We start from the raw sequence: 14,153 nt of genomic DNA on the forward strand, positions 1-14,153 counted from the left end.
CTACGATACTCGACCACAAGCACAAGATGATAGTATAGTAAGAATGCTAAATGTGTGTTATTATTTAAATTTATTGTATTTTAATTTTTATTATTTGACTAAATATACTCTACTATGATTAGGATACTCTATCAAGTAGGTAACAGACGCAATTCATCTCCCACCTTAGATGTTGGAGTCTTCTTGCTAGAAGAGGATAAAAAAGGGAAAACCCCCTCTGTAAGAAATACTGCCATTTCCTCAGAAAAGATTTTCCCGGTTATAGTTCATCTGTCTTAATTGTTGTGTCCCGGATACTTATCCCATATCTGTGTAATTGTTTTCCTGAAGCAGGATATTGTATCTATATTTTTTATTATACACATAATTATTTCCGAACACAATGTTTATTTATTTTATTTTTCAGATAAATACCAGAACCCGCTCCACAATAAACACCGCCGCACACGCCAGTAGCGCTACTGTGATTAAACTTTTCTCTTTATATGCCGCAATAAGGGCTACGAAGAATCCCGCGGCGCCGGAGATGATGCTGTCTGTGGCTTTCAGGATGGCCGGGAAGGTCATGGCTGCAAGACAGGCGTATGGCACATAGTACAGAAAGGACTTGATAAACGGGCTTTTGATCTCGTTTTTTGCAAGAGCGAGGGGCAGCATACGGATGAGATAGGTGACTGCTGCCATCACCAGGATATAGAGATATACATTATGACTCATGAGATGCTTCCTCCTTCTCTTCCACCGGACAGAAATAAGCTGCCAGGCCTGCTACCAGAAGTGTTGTGATAATGATCATAAATCCGGATGATACCTGTTTTAATACCGGTGTCACCGCAAAAATGGTGCTGACTGCCATGGATGCCACAACCACTCCAAGAACCGGTCTGCTCTTTTTGGACGGCGGGATGATGATGGCCAGGAACATTCCGTAAATGGCAACACTTAAGGCACTGAGCATAAAATCCGGAAGAAGGCTTCCGGAAATACCGCCTACCAGAGTTCCCAGAGTCCATCCGGGGATCGCCACACACATGGCTCCATAATTGTAAAATACGCTGACTTTTCCCTCCTGGGCCGCACTGATCCCGAAGATCTCATCGGTGATACCAAAGGCGGCGATATACTTCAGGATGCCGGATTCCTCACGCCGGAATTTCTGGGACAGGGAAAAAGACATCAGGCAGTATCTTAAGTTGATGATCAGCTGAGTCATTGCCATCTCCCACATGGAACCTCCCGCAAAAATAATGTCCAGTCCCGCAAACTGACCGGCCGATGTCAGGTTAGTCAGTGAGATCAGGACTGCCTGCCAGATACTTAAGCCTCCGGCAACGGCCATCATGCCAAAGGTGAACGACACCGCGAAATATCCCAGTCCAATGGGCACGCCATCCTTCATACCTTTTCTGAAACTTTCTCTTTTCATCGATTTCCTCCATTGTATGTATGTTAGCCAGGCACATAAGATCCTCTCCTGTCATGAACCCGGTTGCACACGTAAATAAGAGCGTGCCTGGAAACTTTTTTCGCTTCCTGACACGCTCTTTCATTGTAGCATTGACATATCAAAACTTCAATACTTCACAGCAAACACACCTGTGCTTTTTCTTTGATTTTATGCTTTTTCTACGATTTTATAGTAAGATCTGGCTGTCATGGAGTAGATCAGTCCATAGACCAGCGCAAAAGCCAGAACCGTTCCTGCCGTACAGCCCACGTACAGTTTTGTATTGGCCATTCCAAACAGCAGCAGAAGCCGGCGGATCAGCGGAAATGCCATGGAAATATGAACCATCGCCATCACAAGCGGGATAAAAAATACCAGAAGGATCTGTCTGCGGATGGCTCCTTTTACCTCTCTGCGGCTCATGCCCACTTTATGCATAATCTGGAACCTTCCCTGATCTTCGTAGCCTTCGGAGATCTGTTTATAATAAATGATCATCGCCGTTCCCATAAGGAACAGTGCTCCCAGAAAGATTCCAATAAACAGGATACTTCCATTATCCACATAATAAGTTTCATACTCACTCTGGCGGACACCACCGATCACGATGGTATTCTCAGAAAAACCATCACTGTGGCAGTAATCTTTCAGCGCCTGATAAACAGCCTGGCCATACCGGATCTTTTCCTCACTGCTGCCACGGATATCTACACCAAGATGAACTGTGAGATCTTTTCCCGCCTCGTAGGCATCAAGTCCTTCGTACATCTTTGTCCGGAGCCCGTCAATATACTCAAAGTCCGAATCCGTTACAACAATTGCCGCCATATTGGAAACCAGATTGGTCATCGCACTTAAAGGTGCTTTTTCCAGCCATTTCTTTACTGCAAAATCCCAGTCATCAATTTTTAATGTGTCTGTTTCCCTTTCAGACGGATACCAGGCAAAGATCTCGCCATCGTGGAGATCTGTTTTTTCCCCGGTAAGTTTCTCATACTCAGACTGGCGGATTGTATACAGGTCTACGGAATTCCCATCTTCCGAGTAACTGTAGGCCTGTCCGATCATAATGCCGTTTTTTCCCTGCTTGCAGCCGATCTCGAGATACGTTTCAGTCACTGTTTTTTCTGCCGGCACCTGATAATCTTCGATTGCCTGTGCAAAAACCTTCTTAAACTGTTCACTCTGTTCCTGGCTGATACCGGAGATTTGGGCATCCGTATCAAAAGGATACCGGTTCACCATAATGTCCCCCATTCCAAAATACAGGGACACAGTCATGGAAAGGAGCAAGAGTACGCCAGTACTTAAGATACAGATACTTGCCAGGCCTGCCGCATTCTGTTTCATACGGTATATCATGCCGGAAACACTGATAAAGTTGCTGGTTTTATAGTAGAACTTTTTGTTCTTTCGAAGCAGTTTCAGAATCACAATACTTCCTGCTGTAAAAAGAAGATACGTTCCTGCCATGACCAGGATTACCGCCAGAAGAAAAATAAAAATCGCCTGGATCGGAGATTCCGTGGTTACTGCCAGATAATATCCCACGCCAAGACAGATCACACCCAGAAATGCCATGAGCCATTTTGCCCGGGGCTCCTTCTCTCCTGTGTTTCCGCCTTTCAGAAGTTCTACCGGATTATTCATTCTTACTCTGGTAAGATTCAGTGCCAGAATCACAAGAAAAATCCCTCCAAATCCTGCGATACAAAACAGGATTCCAGTAATGGAAACATAAAATCCCAATACCGCCGGAACATGAAGAAAACGGAAAAGCAAAAGCAGCGAAAGCTTGCTTCCAAGGATTCCAAACCCGATACCTGCTGCCAGAGAAAGCAGAGACGTCATGATCGTTTCCAGAAACATCACTTTTCCGATATGGCCTTTTTCCAGGCCCAGAATGTTATAAAGTCCAATCTCTTTCTGGCGCCGTTTCATAAGAAAACTGTTGCTGTAGATCAGAAAGATGACACAGAAAATTCCAACAACCACTTCACCGGTTCCCACGATCAGCCGCACTTCTGATGCCTGGGGCACTGCTTTCTCCAATGTGGGACAGTCCCGCAGAAATTCCATCATATACATCATGGCAATACAGAAAATGCAGGTAAGCATATAGGGAATATAGGTGCTCCGGTTGTTGCGGATGTTCTGTACTGCCAGTTTTCCAAACAGTCCTCTACGCATGGCTCTCACCGCCTGTCGTAAGGATCGTCAGGGTATCTGCGATCATCTGGTACATTTCCTGTCTCGTTTTTGTGCCACGGTAGATCTGGTGGAACACCTGTCCGTCCTTGATAAAAAGAACTCTGGATGCATGGCTGGCTGCCTGTGCACTGTGGGTTACCATGAGAATGGTCTGGCCTTCCTGATTCACTTCATTGAACATGGAAAGAAGATCGGACGCCGCACGGGAGTCCAGCGCTCCGGTTGGTTCGTCCGCAAGGATCAGCCTGGGATCTGTGATCAGCGCTCTTGCAACTGCCGCCCTCTGTTTCTGTCCGCCGGAAACCTCGTAGGGAAATTTTTCCAGAAGCTGGTCAATGTGAAGGGCTTTTGCAATGGGGCGGATCTTCTGTTCCATCTCCTGATAATCTTCGCCTGCCAGCACAAGGGGAAGATAGATGTTATCCCGGAGACTGAAGGTGTCCAGAAGGTTAAAATCCTGGAATACGAAGCCTAAGTTTTTCCGACGAAATGCGGAAATCTCTTTTTCTGTCAGGTGGGTGATGCTTTTTCCTTCCAGAAGTACTTCACCGGATGTTGGGCGATCCAGGGCTGCCAGAATGTTCAGAAGCGTTGTTTTTCCGGAACCGGACTCTCCCATGATCGCCACATATTCTCCCTCTTCCACTGAAAAAGTCACATTGGAAAGTGCCTGTACTTTGTTTCCGCCGAAGCGGGTGCTGTATATCTTTTTTACATTTGTTACTTCCAGTAATGCCATATGCCAATTCCTTTCTTATCTGTGTTTGCAGCGTTCCAGGGAATTCGTGCATCACATTCTATAGCAGTCCCAGGAATCAATGCATCAAAAGAAAGTTGTTCAGAGCATGACGTGCTGAACTTGATGCAGGAATTTATGGAAATACTATAAGTGACTGAATCCGATGCAGGAATTACCTGTGTCGCTATATTATGTTTTCAGTATAAGAAAATTCTCCGGCGGCTGCCATCGAAGTGGCTTACATTTTGTGGGGGAAGCTTACATTTATGTAAGGTTGGCTTCTGCAAAAAAATTTCAATACATCTCCAGCTCTTTTTTCCACAGGCTCAGCCGGACTTCCGTACCTTTATCCACCTGGGAATCCACAGTGATCTCATGGCCCAGCTTTTTCAGGATCTTCCGGCTTAAATACAGTCCGATCCCGGTGGCGCGGTTGTCCTCCCGGCCGTTGACTCCTGTGTAGCCTTTTTCGAAGATCCGTGGAAGGTCTTCTGCCTGGATTCCGATGCCGGTGTCTGCGATGACAAGGATTGCCGGTGCTGTATTCGATGTCCGGTTTCCACGCTCATCCTCCAGCCAGATTTCAATGCCGCCCGTTCTTGTATATTTCAGCGCATTGGAAAGTATCTGTCCGATAACAAAACCGAGCCATTTTTCATCGGTGAGAACGGTCGCATCTGTTCCCTCATAGGACAATGAGAGCTTTTTTGCCACAAAGATCCCTGCATATTTATGGATCTGTTCCCGGATGATCCGATTCAGAGAAGACCGGGCAAGCTTCAGGTCTGCGGACATGTCTTCTGTTCGAAGGTAGCCCAGCACCATCTCTACATACTGTTCAATGCGAAAAAGCTGTGCCAGGGATTCCCGGTTCCGCTCCGGTTCCTCCTGAAGCAGCAGACGCAGGGCAAAGATCGGCGTCTTAATCTGATGTGCCCACATGGTATAGTAATCCGTCATCTCTTCCAGGGAACGATGCCGGTCTGTCTCCACCTCCATCCGCATGCCGTCCAGCTTGCGGATGATCTCCCGGTAAAGAAGTTCCACCTCATCGGTGGTCGCGTCCAGACGATCCAGATTGATCTCCGGAGCTTTTTCCACCAGGCAGAGCGCCTGAGCCTTCTGCCGGTAGCGGACATACCCATATAAAAAAGCGGCAGCTCCTGCTCCAAGCCACAGAACTGCCATATAGATCACTGCCTCAGCGGGAAGCTGGTACAGGCAGACCACTGCTGCCGATGCAGCCACCGCAAAAACAAAGGCAATGAGAAAAATTTTTGTCTGTTTCAAATATACGCGTAATAATTCCATAAAAACCTCACACCATGTAGCCCAAACCTTTTCGCGTGATAATAAAATCCACAAGGCCTGCTGCCTCCAGCTTTTTGCGAAGGCGTGTAATGTTTACAGTCAGGGTGTTGTCGTCCACAAAGCTGTCACTTTCCCACAGTTTGGTCATAATGGCATCTCTGGATACCGGTCTGCCTGCCTGGGAAAAAAGCAACTCCAGAATACGCAGTTCATTTCTGGTCAGTTCCAGCTCCATCCCGTTCCAGGTCAGCGTAGCCCCGGAAAGGTTGAGCACTGCTCCTTTATGTTCCAGTACATTTCCCGGATTTCCAAAGGAATAGGTCCTGCGGAGGATTGCCTGAATCTTGGCTACCAGTACATCCATGTCAAAAGGCTTGGCGATAAAATCATCTGCTCCACGGCTCATGGCCATGACCATGTTCATATTGTCGGCTGCGGAGGAGATAAAGATCACCGGCACCTGGGAAACTTTTCGGATTTCCTCACACCAGTGGAAGCCGTTATAAAAGGGAAGTTTCAGATCCAGAAGAACAAGCTGAGGATCTTTCCCCGCAAATTCCTGCAGTACATTGGAAAAATCCTCAGCCAGAAAAACTTCATATCCCCAGGAACTGAGATGTTTTTTCAGAAGATTCGCGATTGTTTCGTCATCTTCTACAATAAAAATACGATACTTCATTCCTGTTCGTCCTTTTTATGTTTACGCTTCTTCCGCTCCATCCGGATCTACCAGGCGGTTCAGAACCTTGAAGCCATTGTTACGGAGAACACTCTCTGCAACAAGAAGATCCTCACAGTGCATGATCGCTACCGGGACTTTCAGGCCTCTGTGGAAGAAGGTGTAGATGTAGTGAAGGTTTACGTTGCTGTCGCCCATGACACTTAAAAGTTTGTCCAGGCCGCCGATCTCATCCTGAAGATCCACCAGGATGGCCTGAGTGATACGGGTCATGTATCCGTTTTCAGCCATGATCTGATCTGCTTTTTCCGGATCATCGCATACCATACGGAAGTTTGCGAATTCCGGTGCGTCGAAGCAGCCGAAGCCGTAGATGTCGATCTGATTCTCTGCAAGAATCTTTGTAACTTTCTGAAGACTCCCTGGGGTGTTTTCTACGAAGACGATGTTCTGTTTTACCATGATGTGTTTCCTCTTTTCTTTTTATTCTTTTCTTATTTTAGCATGAAATTTGCGGGAAGTGAATCCCTTCCCAGGGTGGAGCATTTCGCATGTGGCGGATTCCCTTCCGGGATGGAGCATTTCCACATACGGTGGATTCCCTTTCCGGCGGGAGTATTTTGCATGCGGCAGATATATCGCCTTCCGGCGGGAGCATTTCGCATGCGGCAGGTATATCTCCTTCCGGCGGGAGCATTTCGCATGCGGCAGGTATATCTCCTTCCGGCGGGAGTATTTTGCATGCGGCAGTTGCGAGGAGGGGAAGCATTCATAGTTGCGAAGGCCATGCTCCCCTCCTCGCGCTCCCCCCCTCCCGGCCACGCCGCTGTTCTGCGCTGTGGAATGTGTTGCTTTGCTGGTGAGGTGATGTATTCTACGGTGTTGGTTGTTGTAGGTTGTGCCGATATGAGTGGATGTTCTACTGTTATCTCATTACTGACAAATACTAATACAATATCCCATAATTTAAGCATCCATATTACATCATATCCCCCATTATAATGACACACTTAATCATATTCACAAACACTCTTCTACCAAAAACACAGGGAACAGGCCCGCTACGCGGGCCGCTTTCCCGTCCGCCCTCATCCATCGGCTCAGCCTGGCGTCCTCGATACTGTCGAATCCATCGCCCCACCAAAAACGTCACACACACCACAACGTACGCTCCAAAAAAGCGTGCCCAGAAAGGGGGAGCGCGAGGGGGAAATACGCGGGCTTCGCAACTCCGAGCGCTTTCCCCCTCGCAAATTTCCGCCGGGAAACAATTCCCGGATTTCCCCCGCTGTATCACAGCGATACGTTTGCATTCATACATTAAAGCGTAACGCTTTTAATCACTAAATTTTGAATATAAGTATACCCTCCTGATAAGAAATGTCAACCACCTTTTCCAAAACAAAAATCCCCAACATAAAAAACAAAAATAATATATAAAAAAGCCGGACACACATCCAACAGACATGCGTCCAGCTATACATTTTTTACTTGCAGTTATTTTGAAAGAGCTCAATCCAGTTCTTCATCCACATACTTCTGTATATTAGAAGCATTCACATACTTCTTAACCTGCGCTCCGTCAGTGATCACAAGTGTAGGCGCCTGACGGATCCCGTACTGCTTAACAAGTTCGGGATTCTGCTCGGCATCGATGATCTCCAGTTCCTCACCTTCCAGCATTTTCTTTGCCATACGGCAGTTTGGACAGGTGCTGGTCGTGAAGAGATATTTGTGCGATGCCACCGGCTGGATCTCAACCTCGTCGCCTTTCATGGTCATCATGCTGGTGTGTACCTTTTTCAACTGGGAGTGGGTAATATCATAGAGGGTACGGTTCTTGTACTCCTGTGTCTTACCATCATTCCAGTTCTGTACCGGACGGTAGTAGCCGGTGATACGGCTGTAAACTTCAGCCTTCTTTCCACATTTCGGACAGGTGAAATGCTCTCCGCTGATGTAGCCATGCTCCTGACATACGGAATAGGTCGGAGAAATGGTGTAATACGGCAGGCGATAATTCTCTGCGATCTTACGTACCAGAGACGCTGCTGCCTTCCAGTCCGGAAGTTTCTCTCCCAGGAATGCGTGGAATACAGTTCCGGATGTATACAAAGTCTGCAGATCATCCTGAATATCCAGTGCGTCAAAAATATCAGCGGTATAATCAACCGGCAGATGGGAGCTGTTTGTGTAATACGGAGTATCGCCCTCTTTTCCTGCTGTCTTGATATCCGGATAACGGCTTCTGTCGTGTTTGGCAAGGCGGTATGCGGTGGATTCCGCCGGTGTTGCCTCCAGATTGAAAAGCTCTCCCGGATACTGCTCCTGATAGTCAGAAAGACGGTTTCTCATATGCTCCAGAACCTCTTTCGTAAACTTCTGGGTCTCCGGATCTGTCATGTCTTTTTTCAGCCAGCATGCATTTAAGCCCGCTTCGTTCATTCCCACAAGACCGATGGTGGAAAAATGATTCTCAAAACTTCCAAGATATCTCTTGGTATACGGATACAGTCCCTCATCCAGAAGTCTGCTGATCACATCTCTCTTGATGTGAAGAGATCTCGCGGAGATATCCATCATGTGATCCAGGCGCTGATAAAATTCCTTCGGTGTTCTGGAAAGATATGCGATACGTGGCATATTGATAGTTACAACACCTACAGAACCTGTACTCTCACCGGAACCGAAGAAACCGCCGCTCTTTTTGCGGAGCTCACGGAGATCCAGGCGGAGACGGCAGCACATGCTGCGGATGTCGCTCGGTTTCATATCACTGTTGATGTAGTTGGAAAAATACGGAGTACCGTACTTGGAAGTCATCTCAAAGAGAAGTCTGTTATTCTCGGTATCGGACCAGTCAAATTCCTTTGTGATGGAATAAGTCGGGATCGGATACTGGAATCCACGTCCGTTGGCATCTCCCTCGATCATGGTCTCGATAAATGCCTTATTGACCATATCCATCTCTTTCTTGCAGTCTTTATACTTGAAGTCCATATCCTTGCCGCCTACGATGGCAGGAAGTTCTGCAAGGTCATCCGGAACAGTCCAGTCCAGTGTAATATTGGAAAACGGTGCCTGGGTTCCCCAGCGGCTCGGTGTGTTCACCCCATATACAAAAGATTCAATACATTTCTTCACTTCCGGATAAGAAAGGTTGTCCACCTTTACAAAAGGAGCCAGATAGGTATCAAAGGATGAAAATGCCTGTGCGCCTGCCCACTCATTCTGCATGATACCCAGGAAATTTACCATCTGGTTACAGAGCACGCTTAAATGCTTGGCCGGTGCGGAAGTGATCTTACCCTCGATTCCGCCAAGGCCCTCACGGATCAGCTGTTTCAGGGACCATCCTGCACAGTATCCGGTCAGCATGGACAGATCGTGGATATGGATATCCGCATTTCTGTGTGCCTCCGCGATCTCATTGTCATAGATCTCAGACAGCCAGTAATTGGCAGTAACAGCTCCGGAGTTGCTTAAGATCAGTCCTCCTACAGAATAGGTTACTGTTGAGTTCTCTTTTACACGCCAGTCCTCAACCTTTACATAGCTGTTTACGATTTCTTTATAGTCAAGGATGGTAGATTTCATATTGCGGATCTTCTCACGCTGCTTGCGATAAAGGATATACGCCTTGGCAACATCGGAATATCCTGCCTGGATCAGTACGTTCTCCACACTGTCCTGGATATCCTCCACAGAGATCCGGTTGTTCTCGATCTTATTCTGAAAATCCGCAGTAACACGAAGTCCCAGAAGGTCGATCATATCCGGACTGTAATTCTTGCCCTTGGCATCAAACGCCTTATCAATGGCTGCGGTGATCTTCCCCATTTTAAATTCGTCTAATTCACCGTCTCTTTTTACTACCTGAAACATAAGAAAATGCCTCCCTCATGCATGTATTTATAAAGCGGACTCTCTTATTCCGCCTCACTTACCTGCCCATGAACATACCCCGTTTCACGATCTATGTTCAAAGCGCTGTAGGCTTATTGTATCAGACACACTCCTTTGCGTCAACACAAAAAGCACCATATATAGTGTCCATTTTGTTCACGGTACTATATATGGTACTGAGTAGTTTTTTTAACATTATGTAACTTTCGGATAGATTTCCCGCGGAACCCTTGCTTTTACAGCAATTCCGCCTTCTGTATACTCTTCCGAAAGAAGCTGTCCATACTCACGGATCAGCTGGATCTGACCGGCCTCCGAATACGGAAAAAGCCGCTCCATATAAATCTGGCCTTCTGCAAGGATCTCAGAGAGCAGTTCCTTAAATTCTTCAAGTCCTTCTCCTGTCCGTGCGGAAATCTTCAGCGTATGATCTGCACGGAGATCCCGGAGACTTTCCCCGGAAACACGGTCCTGCTTGTTAAAAAGTGTGATCGTCTTTTTCCCAAGGGCGCCCAGCTCTTTCAGGGTCTCATATACGATATGCATCTGCATCTCCGCCTGGGGATTGGACTCATCTACCACATGAATGATGTAGTCCGCATATTTGGCTTCTTCCAGGGTACTCTTGAAGGCTTCTACCAAATTGTGGGGAAGCTTCCGGATAAATCCTACAGTATCCGTAAGAAGAAGCTGCTGTCCGTCATCCAGTGTCAGAAGACGTGTGGTCGGGTCCAGCGTGGCAAAAAGCTTATCCTCCGAAAGCACCGACGCACCGGTCAGTGTATTCAGAAGCGTGGATTTTCCCGCATTGGTGTAGCCGACAATAGCCGCAGTCTTCAGATTTCCTGCCGCTCTTCTGGAACGGAGCAGTTCCCTGTGCTTTTCCACCTGGGAAAGTTCCTGCTTCAGTGCGGAGATCCGGTTTCGGATCAGACGGCGGTCTGTCTCCAGTTTCTTCTCACCGGGACCTCTGGTACCGATTCCTCCTCCAAGCCTTGAGAGAGAAGAACGAAGTCCCACAAGACGTGCAGAACGGTAACGGAGCTGTGCAAGCTCTACCTGGATCTTACCTTCGCTTGTCACGGCACGCTTCGCAAAAATGTCAAGAATCAGCAAGGTACGGTCCATAACCTTGCATTCCAGTTCCCGCTCCAGATTGTTCATCTGTGCAGGAGAAAGCTCATCGTCACAGATCACACCATTGGCATTCAAAGCATAGAGAAGACCTTTTACCTCCTCGATCTTGCCTTTTCCGATATAGGTACCAGGATGTACTGCCTCACGGTTCTGGATGATCCTGCCAGCAACGGCCGCACCTGCTGTAGCCGCAAGCTCCCCAAGTTCATCCAGGGATTCCTCCATGTCATCCCCCAGATTTGCCTGAACCCCGATCAGGATGACCCGGTCCTGTATTTCCTCAAAATATTCCATATCAGCCCTCCGAAGACGTTCTGGTTTTCAGGAAAGCCAGCTCTTTTTTGGCAGCGGAATCTTCCGGGAACATATCAACATATTCCTGTGCCTTGGTCAGTGCGGTGGCAAAATCCAGTTTTTTCTCATAGGCTACGATCTCGTTGAACAGAAGGCTCTGCATCTCGTCTGTGGTAGCAGTCGGGAGACCTTTTGTAATGTTATCAAGAGCAGAATCATAATCCCCATTCCGGATATCACACAGTGCCAGGCCGTTATATCCCTTGGCGGAATCTCCCACTGCGGAAATATACTGTTTATACATTGCCTGGGCATTTTCCACATCATCCTGAGCCAGATATACCATTCCCAGGAGAAGAAGAGCTTCCGTATTATCCTTCTTGGTTGCTTCCAGGAGCTCTTTTTTTGCATTGCTGTAATCTTCCATATAATAGTAAACGCGGCCTCTGTCACAGTGATCCTGCGCGTCCTTGGCCTCAGAAGAAAGGGCAGCCTCCAGATATCTGGTTCCGTCTGCTTCCATATCTTTATCCAGATACGCTTCATAGATCTGGATCGCCATATCATAGGTGGAGTCCTCTCCATAGGCCTGCTTAAAGTTCGATGCCGCTTCCTCGTAGGAATCCATGGCAAGGGCAACTTTTCCGGTAAGGAAATAACTGCTGGCATCCATGGAAAAATCTTCTCCTAATGTCTGGCAGTCTGCCATGGCGTCCTCATAATTTCCAGCTTTCAGCTCTGCGGTGGCACGGTAAGACAAAATATCCCTGCGCAGGCTTTTACTTACCCGGTCACAGCCCAATGCCTCTGTAAAATTATTCACCGCATCCTCATATTTGCCAAGACGCAGGCTTGCAATCCCCGCCCCACGGTAGGACTGTGCCAGTTTTACCCCGTTCTGGATAGAACTCTGGTACTCCTCCAGGGCATACTTGTAGCTTCCCTGAGAAAGATCTTTACCCGCCTGCTCATATGTTTTTGTTTTTTCACTGCCGCAGCCGCCCAGAAGCAAAGCTCCTGTAACGGCTGCAAGAATCAATACGGTCTTTGTATTTTTCATGGAATTCCTTATTCTACAACAAGCCCTTCGGCTTCCATTACATCAACAACACTGTCTACATACTGGTGGCAGAGTTCATCCGTTCCCGCCTCTACCATAACACGGATCAACGGCTCTGTACCGCTTTCACGTACCAGGATACGGCCATCATCGCCAAGTGCCTCCGCTGCGGCCTCAATGGCTGCTTTTACCTTCTCGTTCTCCAGGGCGGTTTTCTTATCGGAAACACGCACATTGCGGAGAAGCTGCGGATAAACCTTCATCTCCTTGGCAAGGTCGCAAAGTGTGGCTTTCTGATCCACGCATGCCTCCATGATCATAAGAGAAGTAAGGATTCCGTCACCGGTAGCAGAATAACGGCTGAAGATAATATGTCCGGACTGCTCACCGCCGATACTGTAATTGTTTTCCATCATGTTCTCGGCAACGTATTTGTCACCAACTGCAGTCTGCTCGTAGTCGATGCCTTCCCGCTCCAGAGATTTGTAAAGACCAAGGTTTGACATAACAGTTGTTACAACCGTATTTCCGTTCAGCTGTCCTTTTTCTCTTAAATATTTGCCGCAGACATACATGATCTTGTCACCGTCAATGATATTTCCGCGGTGGTCTACAGCAATACAGCGGTCTGCATCGCCATCATAAGCAAAACCGATATCCAGACCTTTGTCGATCACAAACTGTCTCAGAACTTCAATATGTGTGGAGCCACATCCACGGTTAATATTCGTTCCGTTCGGCTCATTATTGATCACATAAGTTTTTGCACGGAGTGCGTCAAAAACACTCTTGGCAATGGCAGATGAACTTCCGTTGGAGCAGTCCAGTCCCACCTTGATATTCTTGAAATCGTGGCATGGAATAGAGATCAGATGTCCGATATAACGGTTTCTTCCAGATGCAAAATCAACCGTACAGCCGATATCTTCTCCGGTTGCCAGCGGAAGTTCTTCGATCTCTCCATCCAGATAAGCCTCGATACGTGCTTCAATATCTGCGGAAATCTTCTGTCCGTTCTCATTGAGGACTTTGATTCCATTATCGTTAAACGGATTATGGCTTGCGGAAATCATGATACCGCAGTCAAAATCTTCTGTACGTACTACATAGGACACACTTGGAGTTGTGGTTACATGAAGCAGATAAGCATCTGCTCCGGATGCGGTAAGTCCTGCCGCAAGAGCATACTCAAACATGTAACTGCTTCTTCTTGTATCCTTGCCGATCACGATCTTCGCCTTGTGATCTCTGCCGTAATACCAGCCAAGATAACGTCCCACACGAAATGCATGATCTGCTGTAAGTTTTACATTTGCTTCACCACGAAAACCATCTGTTCCGAAATATTTACCCATAATGCTCTCCTTTA

Annotated in this window: 11 protein-coding genes; all 11 read right to left on the minus strand. The window is 47.3% G+C overall.

Annotated elements, in window-relative coordinates; translation table 11 throughout:
- Nucleotides 1-402 precede the first annotated feature (402 nt).
- The 11 genes from G5B12_RS08520 to glmM all read right to left on the minus strand — a co-directional run bounded on the left by G5B12_RS08520 (nucleotide 403) and on the right by glmM (nucleotide 14,139).
- Nucleotides 403-717 (minus strand): AzlD domain-containing protein, encoded by a 315-nt coding sequence (locus G5B12_RS08520; RefSeq protein WP_021976910.1) that lies wholly within the window; start codon nucleotides 715-717, stop codon nucleotides 403-405.
- On the minus strand, nucleotides 707-1,426 hold the full coding sequence (locus G5B12_RS08525) for an AzlC family ABC transporter permease (RefSeq protein ID WP_021976911.1): 720 nt from the start codon (nucleotides 1,424-1,426) through the stop codon (nucleotides 707-709). Before G5B12_RS08525 ends, G5B12_RS08520 begins: the two co-directional genes overlap by 11 nt.
- Nucleotides 1,427-1,615: 189 nt before the next feature.
- Nucleotides 1,616-3,637, minus strand: coding sequence for an FtsX-like permease family protein (locus tag G5B12_RS08530; RefSeq protein WP_174088053.1), 2,022 nt, complete (start codon nucleotides 3,635-3,637; stop codon nucleotides 1,616-1,618).
- Nucleotides 3,630-4,397, minus strand: coding sequence for an ABC transporter ATP-binding protein (locus G5B12_RS08535; protein WP_021976913.1), 768 nt, complete (start codon nucleotides 4,395-4,397; stop codon nucleotides 3,630-3,632). Before G5B12_RS08535 ends, G5B12_RS08530 begins: the two co-directional genes overlap by 8 nt.
- A 294-nt stretch (nucleotides 4,398-4,691) precedes the next feature.
- Nucleotides 4,692-5,708: a sensor histidine kinase gene (locus tag G5B12_RS08540; protein ID WP_174088054.1), complete on the minus strand. Its 1,017-nt coding sequence runs from the start codon at nucleotides 5,706-5,708 to the stop codon at nucleotides 4,692-4,694.
- 7 nt (nucleotides 5,709-5,715) lie between these two features.
- Nucleotides 5,716-6,387 (minus strand): response regulator transcription factor, encoded by a 672-nt coding sequence (locus tag G5B12_RS08545; RefSeq protein ID WP_174088055.1) that lies wholly within the window; start codon nucleotides 6,385-6,387, stop codon nucleotides 5,716-5,718.
- Nucleotides 6,388-6,408: 21 nt separating this feature from the next.
- Entirely contained in the window at nucleotides 6,409-6,849 is a 441-nt protein-coding gene (locus G5B12_RS08550; protein WP_021976916.1) for an ACT domain-containing protein, read from the minus strand.
- A 1,050-nt stretch (nucleotides 6,850-7,899) separates the two neighbouring features.
- Nucleotides 7,900-10,272, minus strand: a complete 2,373-nt coding sequence (locus G5B12_RS08555; protein WP_118061881.1) for a ribonucleoside triphosphate reductase — start codon at nucleotides 10,270-10,272, stop codon at nucleotides 7,900-7,902.
- Between the two features lie 216 nt (nucleotides 10,273-10,488).
- The gene (gene hflX / locus G5B12_RS08560; protein WP_174088056.1) at nucleotides 10,489-11,724 is read right to left on the minus strand and encodes a GTPase HflX; all 1,236 of its coding nucleotides are present in this window, start codon (nucleotides 11,722-11,724) and stop codon (nucleotides 10,489-10,491) included.
- Nucleotide 11,725: 1 nt separating this feature from the next.
- The gene (locus G5B12_RS08565; protein WP_021976371.1) at nucleotides 11,726-12,784 is read right to left on the minus strand and encodes a tetratricopeptide repeat protein; all 1,059 of its coding nucleotides are present in this window, start codon (nucleotides 12,782-12,784) and stop codon (nucleotides 11,726-11,728) included.
- A gap of 8 nt (nucleotides 12,785-12,792) precedes the next feature.
- Entirely contained in the window at nucleotides 12,793-14,139 is a 1,347-nt protein-coding gene (gene glmM, locus G5B12_RS08570) for a phosphoglucosamine mutase (RefSeq protein ID WP_118061879.1), read from the minus strand.
- Nucleotides 14,140-14,153 lie beyond the last annotated feature (14 nt).

The organism is Blautia sp. MSK.20.85 (assembly GCF_013317245.1).
Taxonomy (GTDB): Bacteria; Bacillota; Clostridia; order Lachnospirales; family Lachnospiraceae; genus Blautia_A.

Excerpts from the sequence above, each read along its gene's own strand:
- G5B12_RS08520 (WP_021976910.1), bottom strand. The coding sequence starts at position 717 with ATGAGTCATAATGTATATCTCTATATCCTGGTGATGGCAGCAGTCACC.
- G5B12_RS08525 (WP_021976911.1), bottom strand. The coding sequence starts at position 1,426 with ATGAAAAGAGAAAGTTTCAGAAAAGGTATGAAGGATGGCGTGCCCATT.
- G5B12_RS08530 (WP_174088053.1), bottom strand. The coding sequence starts at position 3,637 with ATGCGTAGAGGACTGTTTGGAAAACTGGCAGTACAGAACATCCGCAAC.
- G5B12_RS08535 (WP_021976913.1), bottom strand. The coding sequence starts at position 4,397 with ATGGCATTACTGGAAGTAACAAATGTAAAAAAGATATACAGCACCCGC.
- G5B12_RS08540 (WP_174088054.1), bottom strand. The coding sequence starts at position 5,708 with ATGGAATTATTACGCGTATATTTGAAACAGACAAAAATTTTTCTCATT.
- G5B12_RS08545 (WP_174088055.1), bottom strand. The coding sequence starts at position 6,387 with ATGAAGTATCGTATTTTTATTGTAGAAGATGACGAAACAATCGCGAAT.
- G5B12_RS08550 (WP_021976916.1), bottom strand. The coding sequence starts at position 6,849 with ATGGTAAAACAGAACATCGTCTTCGTAGAAAACACCCCAGGGAGTCTT.
- G5B12_RS08555 (WP_118061881.1), bottom strand. The coding sequence starts at position 10,272 with ATGTTTCAGGTAGTAAAAAGAGACGGTGAATTAGACGAATTTAAAATG.
- hflX (WP_174088056.1), bottom strand. The coding sequence starts at position 11,724 with ATGGAATATTTTGAGGAAATACAGGACCGGGTCATCCTGATCGGGGTT.
- G5B12_RS08565 (WP_021976371.1), bottom strand. The coding sequence starts at position 12,784 with ATGAAAAATACAAAGACCGTATTGATTCTTGCAGCCGTTACAGGAGCT.
- glmM (WP_118061879.1), bottom strand. The coding sequence starts at position 14,139 with ATGGGTAAATATTTCGGAACAGATGGTTTTCGTGGTGAAGCAAATGTA.